General features: G+C 61.8%; 14 protein-coding genes and 1 other annotated feature. Of the genes, 10 read left to right on the top strand and 4 right to left on the bottom strand.

Features of this window, described 5'->3' with window-relative positions; genetic code table 11:
* Positions 1–27 precede the first annotated feature (27 nt).
* Positions 28–726, top strand: a complete 699-nt coding sequence (locus OS035_RS10365; protein ID WP_183855152.1) for a hypothetical protein — start codon at positions 28–30, stop codon at positions 724–726.
* Positions 727–796: 70 nt separating this feature from the next.
* Here the strand turns inward: OS035_RS10365 and uvrB are convergent, their stop codons facing one another.
* Positions 797–3,745, bottom strand: a complete 2,949-nt coding sequence (gene uvrB, locus OS035_RS10360) for an excinuclease ABC subunit UvrB (RefSeq protein WP_331813656.1) — start codon at positions 3,743–3,745, stop codon at positions 797–799.
* 226 nt (positions 3,746–3,971) lie between these two features.
* Between uvrB and OS035_RS10355 the strand changes: the two genes are divergently transcribed.
* The 4 genes from OS035_RS10355 to OS035_RS10340 all read left to right on the top strand — a co-directional run bounded on the left by OS035_RS10355 (position 3,972) and on the right by OS035_RS10340 (position 5,933).
* The gene (locus OS035_RS10355; RefSeq protein WP_183779455.1) at positions 3,972–4,313 is read left to right on the top strand and encodes a lipoprotein; all 342 of its coding nucleotides are present in this window, start codon (positions 3,972–3,974) and stop codon (positions 4,311–4,313) included.
* A gap of 30 nt (positions 4,314–4,343) precedes the next feature.
* On the top strand, positions 4,344–4,883 hold the full coding sequence (locus OS035_RS10350) for a DUF982 domain-containing protein (RefSeq protein ID WP_331813655.1): 540 nt from the start codon (positions 4,344–4,346) through the stop codon (positions 4,881–4,883).
* Between the two features lie 147 nt (positions 4,884–5,030).
* Complete coding sequence (locus OS035_RS10345; protein ID WP_183779453.1) at positions 5,031–5,420, top strand: hypothetical protein; 390 nt, start codon at positions 5,031–5,033, stop codon at positions 5,418–5,420.
* 135 nt (positions 5,421–5,555) lie between these two features.
* Complete coding sequence (locus OS035_RS10340) at positions 5,556–5,933, top strand: hypothetical protein (RefSeq protein WP_183779451.1); 378 nt, start codon at positions 5,556–5,558, stop codon at positions 5,931–5,933.
* A 139-nt stretch (positions 5,934–6,072) separates the two neighbouring features.
* Here OS035_RS10340 and OS035_RS10335 read toward each other — a convergent pair whose 3' ends face one another.
* Together OS035_RS10335 and OS035_RS10330 are read right to left on the bottom strand one after the other, a co-directional pair.
* Positions 6,073–6,528: a DUF805 domain-containing protein gene (locus OS035_RS10335; RefSeq protein ID WP_183779449.1), complete on the bottom strand. Its 456-nt coding sequence runs from the start codon at positions 6,526–6,528 to the stop codon at positions 6,073–6,075.
* Between the two features lie 160 nt (positions 6,529–6,688).
* A complete protein-coding gene (locus tag OS035_RS10330; protein WP_310807713.1) occupies positions 6,689–7,456 on the bottom strand; it encodes an adenylate/guanylate cyclase domain-containing protein in 768 nt (255 codons plus the stop codon).
* Between the two features lie 515 nt (positions 7,457–7,971).
* Between OS035_RS10330 and OS035_RS10325 the strand changes: the two genes are divergently transcribed.
* The 4 genes from OS035_RS10325 to OS035_RS10310 all read left to right on the top strand — a co-directional run bounded on the left by OS035_RS10325 (position 7,972) and on the right by OS035_RS10310 (position 11,433).
* Complete coding sequence (locus tag OS035_RS10325) at positions 7,972–8,760, top strand: DUF899 domain-containing protein (protein ID WP_331813654.1); 789 nt, start codon at positions 7,972–7,974, stop codon at positions 8,758–8,760.
* Positions 8,761–8,967: 207 nt separating this feature from the next.
* On the top strand, positions 8,968–9,348 hold the full coding sequence (locus OS035_RS10320; protein ID WP_097625865.1) for a response regulator: 381 nt from the start codon (positions 8,968–8,970) through the stop codon (positions 9,346–9,348).
* A 56-nt stretch (positions 9,349–9,404) separates the two neighbouring features.
* Complete coding sequence (locus tag OS035_RS10315; RefSeq protein WP_331813653.1) at positions 9,405–9,656, top strand: hypothetical protein; 252 nt, start codon at positions 9,405–9,407, stop codon at positions 9,654–9,656.
* Positions 9,657–9,841: 185 nt separating this feature from the next.
* Positions 9,842–9,897 (top strand) — a sequence feature (sul1 is cis-regulatory element that is thought to sense ions involved in sulfur or methionine metabolism; They are found in Alphaproteobacteria).
* A gap of 69 nt (positions 9,898–9,966) precedes the next feature.
* Positions 9,967–11,433: a SulP family inorganic anion transporter gene (locus tag OS035_RS10310; RefSeq protein WP_097625863.1), complete on the top strand. Its 1,467-nt coding sequence runs from the start codon at positions 9,967–9,969 to the stop codon at positions 11,431–11,433.
* 11 nt (positions 11,434–11,444) lie between these two features.
* On the opposite strand, the gene OS035_RS10305 is transcribed toward OS035_RS10310, so the two are convergent.
* Complete coding sequence (locus OS035_RS10305; RefSeq protein WP_183779441.1) at positions 11,445–12,359, bottom strand: LysR family transcriptional regulator; 915 nt, start codon at positions 12,357–12,359, stop codon at positions 11,445–11,447.
* A 101-nt stretch (positions 12,360–12,460) separates the two neighbouring features.
* On the opposite strand from OS035_RS10305, the gene OS035_RS10300 reads away from it, so the two are divergent.
* Complete coding sequence (locus OS035_RS10300; protein WP_331813652.1) at positions 12,461–13,342, top strand: NmrA/HSCARG family protein; 882 nt, start codon at positions 12,461–12,463, stop codon at positions 13,340–13,342.
* The last annotated feature ends 104 nt before the right edge of the window (positions 13,343–13,446 follow it).

The raw sequence follows: 13,446 nt of genomic DNA, 5'->3' as shown, positions 1-13,446 counted from the left end.
AGACATCCTCACGAGGAGAGGAAACGCATGCAAGACGATATCGGAACGCTTCTCAGATCGTTCCTCAATAATGCCCTTCGCAAACAGCCTCAGCGCCGCATCCGGGATTTCGGCGGCTATGAGGTCGGCAAGCGCCGAAACCTTCATGTCATCAAACCGATCGCGCGGGATACGGCAGATTTTCTCTGCACCTATCTCCTTATCAGGCTGCGCGGCGAACCGGCGAGCCGGGAAGGTGTGGCCTCCACCGTCGCCGCTGCCTTGAAGAATGTCTCTGATGAGTTCGCCTACAAACTGACCTGGCACAGTGACGAGGCATGGAACACCGTTTGCAACTCGGTCGCAGAGTTTCTCGAAGGCTGCCTGCAGATCGAGGCGAAACCCTATGATGGCTCCCTGACGGCGCAATCGGACTATAACGGCTGGAAGAGCTGGGAGATGGTCGTCAGCGGCGAGACGCCGCGGGGGAGGTGGCGCCACTCCTGGAAGGAAAAGCCCGGCGACGATTTCATCGGTTTCTACGGCGATGCCTGCATGGGGCGGATCTTCAAGATCGACCTGACGGGGTCGGACGAGCGCTGGTACTGGCTGATTGCGGCCGACGGCAGCCCTCGGCGCGGCTGGCCGGCGGCGGGGTTCGAGGCGAGCGCCAGGAGTGCAGCCTGTCGGGTAGAGCGGATTTATTTTGCGCTGGTAGCGGGGACGGGGAGGGTCGGGTCTGGATGAGGGGGAAGTATGTTCGCCGCGGCATTGGTTATTTTGCGGAGTGGGCTCCCTCACCCGGCGTCCCGTTCGCTCACCGCCCCGGCCGCCCAGTCTTCCCCTTCGTCCGGCCCTTACGCTTTTGTTCGCCCGGATCCTCGTAGCTGCCGGCGCCCACCGGGGCGCGTACTACGGGCCGCAGGCCATCGTCGCGCTCCGGCTGGCCCTCCAGCAGTGGTGAAAACCGCTTCGAACCCTTGGCGGCATCGGGCTTTTCCGGCAGCTGTCCGGTGACCGGCTTCTCCGTGCGGCCGACCGTCATTTCGTCGAGGTCGTTTTTGCGGAACAGGCTCTTCTTGGCGGGTTCGGCGATGTCGCGGCCCATGTCATTGAGGGCGGGTTTGCGGAAGAGGGGCGTGGCAGTGTCGGTGCCTGGGCCCATGTCGTCGATTGAAGGCTTAGCGAAGTAGGAGGGGGTGGCCCCCTCATCCGCCCTGCCGGCACCTTCTCCCCGCTGGGGAGAAGGGTATTTGTCGCGAGCTTTACCTTCCATTGCCTTGGATTCCTCTCGGGCCATCGGATCGTCCATCACGGCCAGTTCGGCGGCCTTGAGGCGTTTGATTTCGTCGCGGAGGCGGGCGGCTTTTTCGAAGTCGAGATCGGCGGCGGCGTCGCGCATGCTCTTTTCGAGCGCGTTGAGATGGGCCTGTAGGTTGTTGCCGACGAGGTTGCCGCCATCGGCGAAGCCCTTACCTGAAACGCCTGAGATATCGGCGCGGACGTGGTCGCGTTCGTAGACAGAGTCGAGGATGTCGGAGATCCTGGCTTTCACCGATTCCGGGGTGATGCCATGCTCCTGGTTATAGATCATCTGCTTTTCGCGGCGGCGGCCGGTTTCTTCCATCGCGCGCTTCATCGAGCCGGTGACCTGGTCGGCATAGAGGATGACCTTGCCGTCGACGTTACGCGCGGCGCGGCCGATCGTCTGGATCAGCGATGTCTCGGATCGCAGGAAACCTTCCTTGTCGGCGTCGAGGATGGCAACGAAGCCGCATTCGGGAATGTCGAGGCCCTCGCGCAGCAAGTTGATGCCGACGAGCACGTCGAAGGCGCCGAGGCGGAGGTCGCGGAGGATCTCTATGCGCTCCAACGTGTCGATGTCGGAGTGCATGTAGCGGACGCGCACGCCCTGCTCATGCAGATATTCTGTGAGGTCTTCGGCCATGCGCTTAGTCAGCACGGTGCACAGCGTGCGATAGCCCTTGGCGGCGGTTTCGCGGATCTCGCCGAGCACGTCGTCGACCTGGGTGCGGGCTGAGCGGACCTCGACCGGCGGGTCGATCAGGCCCGTAGGCCGGATCACCTGTTCGGCGAAGACGCCGCCGGACTGTTCCATCTCCCAGCTGCCGGGGGTGGCCGAAACGGCGATGGTGTCGGGGCGCATGGCGTCCCATTCCTCGAAGCGCAGCGGCCGGTTGTCCATGCAGGAGGGCAGGCGGAAGCCGTATTCGGCCAGCGTCGCCTTACGCCGGAAGTCGCCGCGGTACATGCCGCCGATCTGCGGCACGGTGACATGGCTTTCGTCGATGAAGACGAGGGCGTTGTCGGGGATATATTCGAACAGCGTCGGCGGCGGATCGCCGGGGTCGCGGCCGGTGAGATAACGAGAATAGTTCTCAATGCCCTGGCAGGAGCCGGTGGCTTCGAGCATTTCGATATCGTAGCGCGTGCGCTGCTCCAGGCGCTGGGCTTCCAGCAGGCGGCCGGCCTTCTCAAGCTCGGCAAGGCGAAGCCTGAGCTCCTCCTTGATCGACTTGATGGCGCCATTCAGCGTCGGGCGCGGCGTGACATAGTGCGAATTGGCGTAGATCTTCACCGATTTCAGATCGCCGACCTTCTGGCCGGTGAGCGGATCGAACTCGGTGATGGCGTCGATCTCGTCGCCGAACATCGAGATGCGCCAGGCGGCATCTTCAAGGTGGGCGGGGAAGAGTTCGATCGTGTCGCCGCGCACCCGGAAGCTGCCGCGGGTGAAATCCATGTCGCGGCGCTTATATTGCTGGGCGACGAGGTCGGCCAGCAGCTGGCGCTGGTCCAGCCGGTCACCGACCGACATCTGGAAGGTCATCGCGGTATAGGTCTCGACCGAGCCGATACCGTAGATGCAGGAGACCGAGGCGACGATAATGCAATCGTCGCGTTCGAGCAGCGAGCGCGTCGCCGAGTGGCGCATGCGGTCGATCTGCTCGTTGATCGAACTTTCCTTCTCGATATAGGTGTCGGAGCGCGGCACATAGGCTTCCGGCTGGTAATAATCGTAGTAGGAAACGAAATATTCCACCGCGTTGTCGGGGAAGAAATTCTTGAATTCCGAATAGAGCTGGGCGGCCAGCGTCTTGTTCGGCGCCAGGATGACGGCCGGGCGCTGCGTCGCCTCGATCACCTTGGCCATGGTGAAGGTCTTGCCGGAGCCGGTGACGCCGAGCAGCACCTGGCTGCGGTCGCCATTCTCCAGCCCTTCGACGAGATCGCGGATAGCTGTGGGTTGATCGCCGGCCGGCTCGTAATCCGACTTCATCAGGATGCGGATGCCGCCTTCCGACTTGTCCGGCCGGGCCGGGCGGTGCGGCGTCCAGATCTTGCCGTTCTTATGCAGCGGGTTGCCGCTCTCGATCAGCGCCGACAGCGCCTCGACGGTGGCAGTGACGGCGGTGCCGGCCTGCAGCGACGAGGCTTCCTCCAGCGTCGTATTCATGCCCGCTACGGGGTTGAGGCCTGCGGCCGCGCGCGTCTTCGGGTCGGTCGAGCCGCCCATCGAAGTGCCACGCGCCGATTTCGAAGCCGCGATTTCCACCTTCTTGCGGTGCTTGCCGGCCTTTGAGGCGATCTGGCGCTGGGTCTCGACGCCCGACGCTTCGGCATCAGCCTCCAGCTGCTTGACCCAGTCGGCCACGGAGCCGGACACGGGAGCGCCCTCGAAGGACGACTGCGGGGCTTCCTCGAAGCCATTCGGGGCGGGGGATTTCTTCGGAGATTTGGCCATGGCGGGAATATGGAGAGAGTCAGCGCGAAAGGGAAGAGGGAAAGAGTACAAAAGGGAAACGAATGAATCGTTCGGATTGGCGAATAATGTTCGGCGCGGAATGTCGGCAAAGAGTCTGCAATGCGGTTTCCGGAGTGAATCAATAAAAGTCTGTGGTTGAAAGACGGATCATCTCCCGCGATGAGGGCGGCAATGTTACAGCTATTGCGGGAATTGGGGACCATTCATGAAAAAGATCATTATCGCATTTGCGGCGACGGCGGCACTCGCCGGCTGCGCCAAACGTCCTGACGCTATTGTGCAGGTCGACATTCCAATGGCGGCTTATACGAACCTTAGCTGCGAAGCTCTCGCCGCCGAACTGAAAAAGGAGAGAGCCAAGCTGGACGACTTGTCGAAGCAGCAGATCAGCGCGGCGAACGGCGATGCCTTCGGCGTCTTTCTTGTCGGCGTCCCCATCGGCAGCGTTGCCGGGGGAGACAAGGAAGGCGAAATTGCTGCATCAAAGGGTAAGGTCTCCGCCATGCAGTCCGCCGGCATGAGCAAGGGCTGCAAGCTGCCCGCCTGAAAGGGCGGCGGCGCTCAGGATGAGGCTTTCTTGGGTTCCGACGATCATCTCAAGGTCTCTCTTGAGCGCTGGCGCGGCATTCCCGCCGATCCTCATCCTGAAGGCGCACGCCCAATCGGGCGGAGCCTCAAAAGACGCGCCGCAACGCTTCTCCTTGCATCCTTCCCATGTCGGCGTATCGCCCCTTCCAATAGTGATACCATCCGGACCCACACTGGAACCGAGATCGGGCTTCCGCAGTTATTCCTGGTCAATTCACCTTCAGGTGCTACTGCCATTAGCGATCATTCCGCGTTCTGGAAAAAAACGATCTCGATCGATCTTGATGCCGGCGAACGGCTGGTTCTCCGCTCACCGCAGGACGCGCTTTATGCACTCGTCTCCGACTGGCCGATCCATGACGGCGTTCATCAGCAAAGAGCCATCGATTTCTGTCGTGCCTGGCTTGCCGGGCGGATGCCGGCCGAGACGGTGCGGCAGGCTTTTATCCTCGCAGCGTTGGAAGCGGGCGTGCCAATCGCCGATGATGAGAACGGGGCCGCAAGTTCCGTTTCAAACCCTCCGGTATAAGTCGAGCGACGCAGCCATATCCACTGTCATGCAGTCACATGCGCAGGTTCAATAATATTCATTTTCGCGTATTGCAAATATTGTTCCCGCTGTGTTTGTAAGAATGCGCAGCGTTTATTACGCTCCGATTCTTGGAGATCCAACTGAATGAAAATAAAAGTCCTTGCTTGCGCTGCCTTCCTGATGCTCGCCGGCTGCAATGCCCAGGTGTCGCAATCCGTTGCCGATTCCCAGCGGCCTCCCTCGAATGACGTCCGGCAGAACTTCATCAACCTCATCTTCAAGAGAAGTTATAGACACGAAGCGGGAGAAGTCGTCTGGGCCCGGATTTCGAGCGTTGTGCTGCTTGATCCCGAGAAGAAGATCTATGCCTACTGTGTCCGCGTGGTGCCCAAACGCAGCTGGGGAGACTGGGCCTATCTCGGCATCTCTTTCACGGATAGCCAAATCCTAGGCGGGACCGCGAACGATAATCGCTGCAAAGACAAGCGGCTGCGCTACTACCCGTTTCCCGAGCTGACCGGCATGAAGACCTGACCCAGGACGAGGGCTCGGGTTGAGTCGCCGTTCCAGGCATTGTTGAGTGGCGGCGCGATTTGCCCCAGCGTTGTGCGAGCGCTGTCCATCCGGAAAGTTCAGTCCATCGATTTTCGTAGAGGAAGATCCAGCCGAATGAAAAGCAAATTCCTTGTCTGCGCTGCCCTGCTGGCGCTGGCTGGCTGCCAGGCGCCGGTTCCGCAATCCGTTGCAGATTCCCAGCGGCCGCCTTCCAGCGTAATTCGGCGCGAGCACGTCGATGTGCTGCAGGGAACCATTAAGCCGGGGAACTTCGTAAAGGCCGAGATTTCGAGCGTGGTTCTGCTGAATCCGGAAAAGCAGATATATGCTTATTGCACGCGCACGACGGAACGCAGCAATCCGAATTGGTCCTATATCGGCCTGAGCTTGCAACACGACTTGATAGTGGACTTGAAAAAGAACGACTATCGCTGCCATGACAAGCGGCTGCGTTACTATGATTTTCCTGAATTACGGAACATGAAGTACTGAGGCAGAGGCGGGCTTTTGCCAACCGCGCCGGTCCCCTTCGGGATGCCGTCAGAAGCGGACCGCACCCCGCAGTCCGCGTAACGACGATGACCGGTGCCTCGGACCCGCTCAACCCGCGAGGACCATTCTCACACCTTGCTCACGCGAACACGGCTTCCCTGGAATCATCCATTGTCGACGCCCTGCAGTACCATACGAGCACGACGACCGACCCAATGGGAACTAATAGTGCAAGAAGCTGCCACCATCCGCTTCGGTTGATGTCGTGAAGGCGTCGGGCGGCCACGGCGATCCACGGAAGAAACGTGGCCAGCGACCAGATCCGGTTCAAGGTTTGGCTCCGATCCACGACAAGCAAAGCGATGGCGACGAGAGAGACAAAGAGTGCCGAATACCAGAATTCCGATCGGCTCGCTCTGCCGTTGAAGTTCACATAGTTCTTGAAATAGCTTCCAATCGCCTGGCCGAAACCCATGGCCGGCGGCCGGCCGCCGAAGCGGTTCGGCCCAACCAGCGGTTTTCTGAAAACGAAGAACAATGGCACGCCGAACAGGATCAAGACGATCAACCAGTGAAACAGAGAAAAACTGCCCATGAGAAACCCCAGCTGTTAAACGGCTTAGAGATAAGCGATGTTTGTTTCCGGAGGATTAACCGGCTGGTAATCGAATATGTTTCGCAATCACAGCGTGAGAAACTGCAGCCGCCATGTCGGCGGCGGGATGATGCTTTGAGCGGGCCGCAATCGCCGTCGCTCAGTGCTTGGCCAGCACACGTGCCTGCACCGGCTGCTCGATGCCCTTCAGGGCCAACATGCGGGTTTCGGCGCCTGCCGCGAGGTCGGGGGCCTTCGCGGCCGTTTCTGCCGAGATCAGGATCTCGCCGGCGGCGGCATGGGATTCGAGCCTGGCGGCTTGGTTGACGACGCCGCCGATGGCGGTGAAATCGCTGCGGAAGGTCGAGAATTCGCCGATCTGCACCTCGCCGGAATGGATGCCGACGCCGACGCCGAGGGTGCGGCCGGGTAGGGCCTCGAGCGCCAGGCCATTCAGCGCCGCGGCGCAGTTGCGCTGGATCTCCTGGGCAGCCAGGATCGCGGCGCTGGCGTGATTTTTGCTGACAATGGGAAAATTGAAGATCGCCATCAGGCCGTCGCCCATCTGCTTGTTGACGATGCCGTCATGCGCCCAGATCGCCTGGGCGCAGCGATCCTGGAACAGGCTGACGATCTCGCTCAGCTGCACCGCCTCGATGCGCTCCGACAGGTCCGTGAATCCCCTGATATCGGCAAACAGGATGGTGGCGTCGACGGTGATCTGGCGCTGCTTCTTGACGTACTGGAAAGAGCGTTCGCAGATCGTGCAGATATCGGGGTTCATCTTGCTGCGGGTGATGCCGAAGGCGCGGAAAGGAAGCGCGAGCGGGCCGCCGATCGGGATCGGCATATGCATCTGATCCCAGCAGCCGCGGCAGATCCTGGCGGTGCCGTGCCTGGCCGGCTCACTGGAAGAGGCTGTCGTCATATCGAACAATCCGTCGCCTGATAGCCAAAAAACGAGCTTCCGATACTCGCCTGCTTTTGGCAACTCTCTCCCGATCAAACCGGCTGCGATGGTTTGAAGTATTTCGGCGGGCGCGATTCTGGTCGCCCAGATCGCTGCCAAGCCGAATGTCATCGGTTACAGTCGATTGAGCCAGATCGAAGAAAAGGGCACGCGCGTTTTCAGCCGGACTGACGAAACGCTGCCTCATTAAGGCTATTACCGGCGGGAAGCGATCTGCAGCGCCATATGAAACAAGATTTTGCCAATCGATGCGCGCCGGCTGGGCTGGTCGCGCTGCGAGGGTGGCTTGCGCTAACGCTAGCCAATCACTTCGTTGCCGGCGGCCGGATCGGCGGCGCCGACCGGGGGAATTACGGTCACACTTGTTACTCCCACTGTCCGATCTCCGATGCGAAACTATCTCCGATCAATGCGCGATGAACCGGTTTCGCCAACGGAGCGCGGGAATTCGCCTCAAAGAGGAGATCGACGCAATGACTGCAACAACGGAGAATGGAAAAGGTGGGCAGGCGATGCACAAGCCCGCGGTCGTCTCGCAGCAGGCCTGGGAAGTGGCTCGTAGGGAACTTCTGGTGAAGGAGAAGGCCCATACCCGCGCTCGCGATGCGCTTGCCGCCGAGCGGCGGCGCATGCCCTGGGTGGTCGTGGAAGAGAATTATGTCTTCGAAGGGACTGAGGGAAGGGTAAGCCTGCTCGATCTGTTTGCAGGCCGGCACCAGTTGATCGTCTACCGCGCTTTCTACGAGCCAGGCGTCTTCGGTTGGCCCGAGCACGCCTGCCGAGGCTGCTCGATGGTGGCCGATCAGGTCGCCCACGTCGCCCATCTCAACGCCCGCGACACGACGCTGGTTTTCGCCTCACGCGCACCGCAGGCCGATATTGCCCGGCTGAAAGCGCGGATGGGCTGGACGATGCCGTGGGTGACGATCGCAGACAGTTTCGACAAGGATTTCGGCGTCGACGAGTGGCACGGCACCAACGTGTTCTACCGCGACGGCGAGCGCATCTTCCGCACCTATTTCATCAACAACCGCGGCGACGAGCAGATGGGCGGCACCTGGAACTATCTCGACATCACGCCGCTCGGCCGCCAGGAAGTCTGGGAGGATTCGCCGGAGGGTTATCCCCAGACAGCGACCTACAAGTGGTGGAACTGGAACGACGCTTATGTCGCCGACGCCGAGCCCGACAAGAAGTGGGTCGAGGTCTCCGATGCCGGCGAGGCGGCTTTCCGGGCCGAGGGTGCAAACGAGAAATCGTGACGAGAGGGCAATTGCCTTGCCGGCCTTGGATAGCAGCCGGCAAGGCGGGGGCTGATGACCGGATTTCAACCGGCTCGGCCGAAGTTCGACCGGGCGGCGTCCGAGGTCTTGAAGGAAATTCAATGCAGAGTGGAAACATTCTGGAACCAGCCGCGTTGTAGCCGTTGCCGGCGGTGTGCCCCCGCGGCCGGATAAGGAGGCTTATTCATGAAGGTCATGATCGTTGAAGATGAGAATATTATCGCTCTGGAGCTGGAACGCATTGCGCAAGAGGCTGGACACCAGACTGTCGGGCCGCTTTCGACGGTGGAGCAAGCTCTAGCCTACGCTCCGAGAAGCGATGTAGCGCTCGTCGATCTCAGCCTTTCCGACGGGCTGAGCGGCGCCCAGCTTGCGCGCCGGCTGATCGATCGCTTCGGCGTGGACGTTATTTTCGTGACCGGTAGTCCCGAGAGTGTCGGCAACGGTATCGCTGGAGCGCTCGACGTGATCTCCAAGCCTTTCACCGACGAAAGGATTGTCAGCGCGCTCTCGCGAGCAGAGGCGGCCCGACGCAAAGATTTTGACAGCAGCAGGGCAGCGATCTGATAAAAAGGAGATTGACGTCGTGCACGTCGCTGGACCCTTCCAGGGAGATCATCCGGATGAGGCACATACTCCTTGCCATTCTCTTCACCCTCACGGCCTGCGCCAACGCGGAAGGCCCTCAACCTCTTTCGGGTAGCCTGACCTCTGGCGGAAAGGTCGTTCACTCACCCTATCGACCGGGGACTGTGGTCAAAAATACCTTTCTCGGCCAATTCGGTTATCGTGTATTCGAGACCTATGTGGTTCAACCGGATGGCACACTCAAGCTTACGTCGCAGAGCACAGGCCCGGATTTCCTCTGGCAATGAAGGGGGCCTCGGCTGCGGTCGCGCAGCGAAGGAGCACCTCGGCGACGAGTTTCATCGTGGCGTCCGGCGTGATCTCAAGCGGCGCGCTCAGGCTGTTATCAATTCGCTCGCCGCTTTCGCTTTCATTCCTGCACATTTGAATGTTGCACTGCGACAAAATTTTCGTCTATACCCCAGGCATTCACCACGGACCCGGTGAGACCCCGGGTGGCTCTTCTGGCCGCCGATCCGCCAGACAACGCAAACCTGCACGCCATCACGCGACCGCTCGGCAGAGCGTGTCGGGCCATGCTTTGCGAGACTCCATCCCATGCTGCTTTCCTCTATCCGTCGCGATTGGGCCGCCAATCCCATGCGCGAAATGCTTGCCGGGGCGGTGGCGACCTTCGCCCTGATCCCCGAGGTCATCGCCTTTTCATTCGTGGCGGGGGTCGATCCAGAAGTCGGCCTGTTCGCCTCCTTCGTCATCGGCATCGTCATTGCGTTTACCGGCGGGCGCCCGGCGATGATTTCAGCGGCGGCCGGGTCGGTCGCACTGGTGGCGGCACCGCTGGTGCACGCCCATGGACTGCCCTATCTGTTCGCGGCCGGGCTGCTGGCGGGGCTGCTGCAGATCGGGTTCGGCCTGCTGCGGCTCGGCGTGCTGATGCGCTTCGTCTCCAAATCCGTGCGCACCGGTTTCGTCAATGCGCTTGCCATCCTGATCTTTGCCGCGCAGATGCCGCACATTATCGGCGCCGGCTGGATGGAATATGCCGTGCTGGGCGCCGGGCTTGCGATCATCTATCTGACGCCGCGGATCACTACGGCGATCCCGTCGCCGCTGATCTGCGTCCTGATCCTGACCGTCGCCTCGGTGTCTTCAGGGCTTCCCGTTCTCACCGTCGCCGATCTCGGCAGGCTGCCGGATTCGCTTCCGGTGTTCGCCTTGCCGGCGGTGCCGCTGACGCTGGAAACCCTGCGGATCATCGCCGGCCCCGCACTGGCCATCGCCATGGTCGGGCTGCTGGAATCGATGATGACCGCGAGCGTCGTCGACGATCTGACGGATACGCCGAGTTCGAAAAACCGCGAATGCACCGGTCTCGGTCTCGCCAATGCGGCCGCGAGCCTGTTCGGCGGCATCGCCGGCTGCGGCATGATCGGCCAGACGGTGAGCAACGTGAAATATGGCGGGCGCGGCCGGCTCTCGACGCTGTTTGCCGGCGCGTTCCTGCTGATCCTGATGGTGCTCCTGAAGCCATGGGTTTCCGAGGTTCCGGTCGCGGCGCTGGTGGCGATCATGGTGATGGTCTCGATCGACACCTTCGACTGGTCGTCGCTCCGGGCCGTGGTGGTCCATCCTCGGATGTCGAGCGCCGTCATGGTGGCGACCGTCGTGGTCACCGTCTTCACCGCCAATCTGGCGCTGGGCGTGACGGTCGGGGTACTGCTCAGCGGCGTGTTCTTCACCTTCAAGGTCGCCCGCCTGCTGCGCATCGATGTCGCGCCCGATCAATCCGCCGGACGGCGCGCCTATCGCGTGTCGGGCCAAGTGTTTTTTGCCTCCGCCGATGTCTTCGTCGACGCCTTCGACGTTCAGGACGCGATCGGCAAGACCGTGCTGATCGACGTCTCCGAGGCGCATTTCTGGGATATCACCGCCGTCGCAGCGCTCGACAAGGTCGTGCAGCGATTCAAGGCACATGGCATCGCCGTTGAGGTCGCAGGCCTCAATCAGGCGAGTGCAACCTTGATAGAAAGCCTCGACGGCAAGGTGGTGCTGAAGGAAGTGTAACGGGGCTACCGCTATATGATGGCGAAGTCGTCGCTGCCATCGGCTCCCGCGTTCAACCGTCTGGCGGCGAGTTCGATAAAGGTCTTGACCAGAGGCGGCAGGTGCCGGCTGCTCGGATAGACGACGTGCAGGCCGCCGACTGGGGTCGTGTAGCCGTCGAGAACGCGGCACAGCCGCCCATCCCTGATATAGGCGTTTGCGACCCCATGGGGCAGTCGGGCGATGCCGTAACCGGCGATCGCCGCGGCCATGACCGCCTGCATTTCATTGGCGGCGAAGCGCCCCGAGACCGGGATCGTTTCCTGTCCGTGCGGGCCTTCGAGCAGCCATTGCGCATGGGTGGATTGGCCGGCGATAACGCAGTCGTGGCGGACGAGATCTGCCGGGCGATCGGGCGCGCCGCAGCGGGCGAGATAGTCGGGGCTCGCGCAGAGCAAGCGATGGGTAGAGCCGAGCTTGCGGGCGATCAGCGTCGAATCCTCCAGAATGCCGGTGCGGAAGGCGAGGTCTATGCCGTTTTCGACGAGATTCAGCCTGTCGTCGGTCAGCCGCAATTCGACCCTCGACTTCGGGTAGGTCGTCAGAAGGTCGAAGATCGCGTCCTGCAGGAAGTGGCCGCCGAAGCCGACCGGCGCCGATATGCGGATCGTGCCGGCGGGCTCCGCCCTTGCCTCCGCAAGACGCAGGTTGGCGCCTTCGATCGTGCGGAGCGCCTGGCTGCTTTCCTCGTAATAGAGGCGGCCGGCATCCGTCGGGCTGAGGCTGCGGGTCGTGCGCTGCAGCAGGCGCAGGCCGAGTTCGCGCTCGAGAGCGGCAATGCGTCGGCTGACTGTTGTCTTCGGCATGCCGAGCAGGCGCGCCGCGGCGGTGAAGCTGCCGGCCTCGATGACGCGGGCGAAGATCATGATATCGTTGAGGTCGAGCATTGTAGCCTGATATGGTACGATGTTTCCCAATTATAGGCCATTATGGTCCAATGCAACAGGCCCTAACTTTGCTCCATCAGTCACAAGCAAGGAGCAGACAGATGAACAACACACGAAACGTTCTGGTTGCCGGCGCCACCGGCCAGCAGGGCGGCGCGGTCGTTCGCGCCCTGATCGCGCGGGGACACCGTGTCAAGGCGATCTCACGCAAGCCGGACAGCGATGGCGCAAAGCGGCTGGCCGCGGCTGGGGTCGAGGTCGTCGCCGGCGATCTCAACGATGGCGCATCCGTGGCGAGGGCGGTTGAGGGCGTCGATACGATGTTCCTGATGGGCGATAGCTACGAGGCCGGGACGGAGGCGGAAACGCGCCAGGGCATCACCGTGGCCGATGCGGCAAAGGCCGCCGGCATCGGTCACCTGATCTATTCCTCCGTTGGCGATGCGGACAAGAAAACCGGCATTCCGCATTTCGACAGCAAGTACCTCGTCGAAAAGCATATCGCAGGCCTCGGCATTCCCTATACGATCAGCGCGCCCGTCGCCTTCATGGAAAATACGGTGGCGCCCTGGGCGATCGACGGGTTGCGCCAGGGCGTCTACGCCGCTGCCCTGCCGCCGACCCGCCCGCTGCAGCAGATCACCATCAAGGACATCGGCGCTTTCGTTGCAGCACTGGCCGAGCGGCGCGAACAGGTGTTCGGCAAGCGTTTCGATATTGCCGGTGACGAATTGTCTGGCGAGCAGCAGGCGAAGATCCTGTCCGAGACGCTCGATCGGCCGATACGCTACCAGGAGTTGCCGATCGCCGCCATGCGGCAGCAGAGCGAGGACGCGGCGCTGATGTTCGAATGGTTCGACCGCACCGGCTACGACGCCGACATCGCTGCCCTGCGCCGCGATTTCCCTGATGTCGGCTGGCACAGCTATGCCGATTGGGCGCGGGGCTTCGACTGGAGCGTTCTCGGCAAGGCATCCGCCTGATACACTCCCCGTCGTCCCCGGCCTGAACCGGGGACGACGGGGAGCCCGACCCGCCTTGCGCAAGGCGACGGATCGCTCGGCTCCAAGGCGATAGACCATCGTTG

Source organism: Rhizobium sp. 268 (assembly GCF_036571585.1).
Taxonomy (GTDB): domain Bacteria; phylum Pseudomonadota; class Alphaproteobacteria; order Rhizobiales; family Rhizobiaceae; genus Rhizobium; species Rhizobium redzepovicii.
The sequence above is the reverse complement of the archived record's forward strand: the minus strand, read 5'-3'. Positions and strand labels throughout refer to the sequence as shown.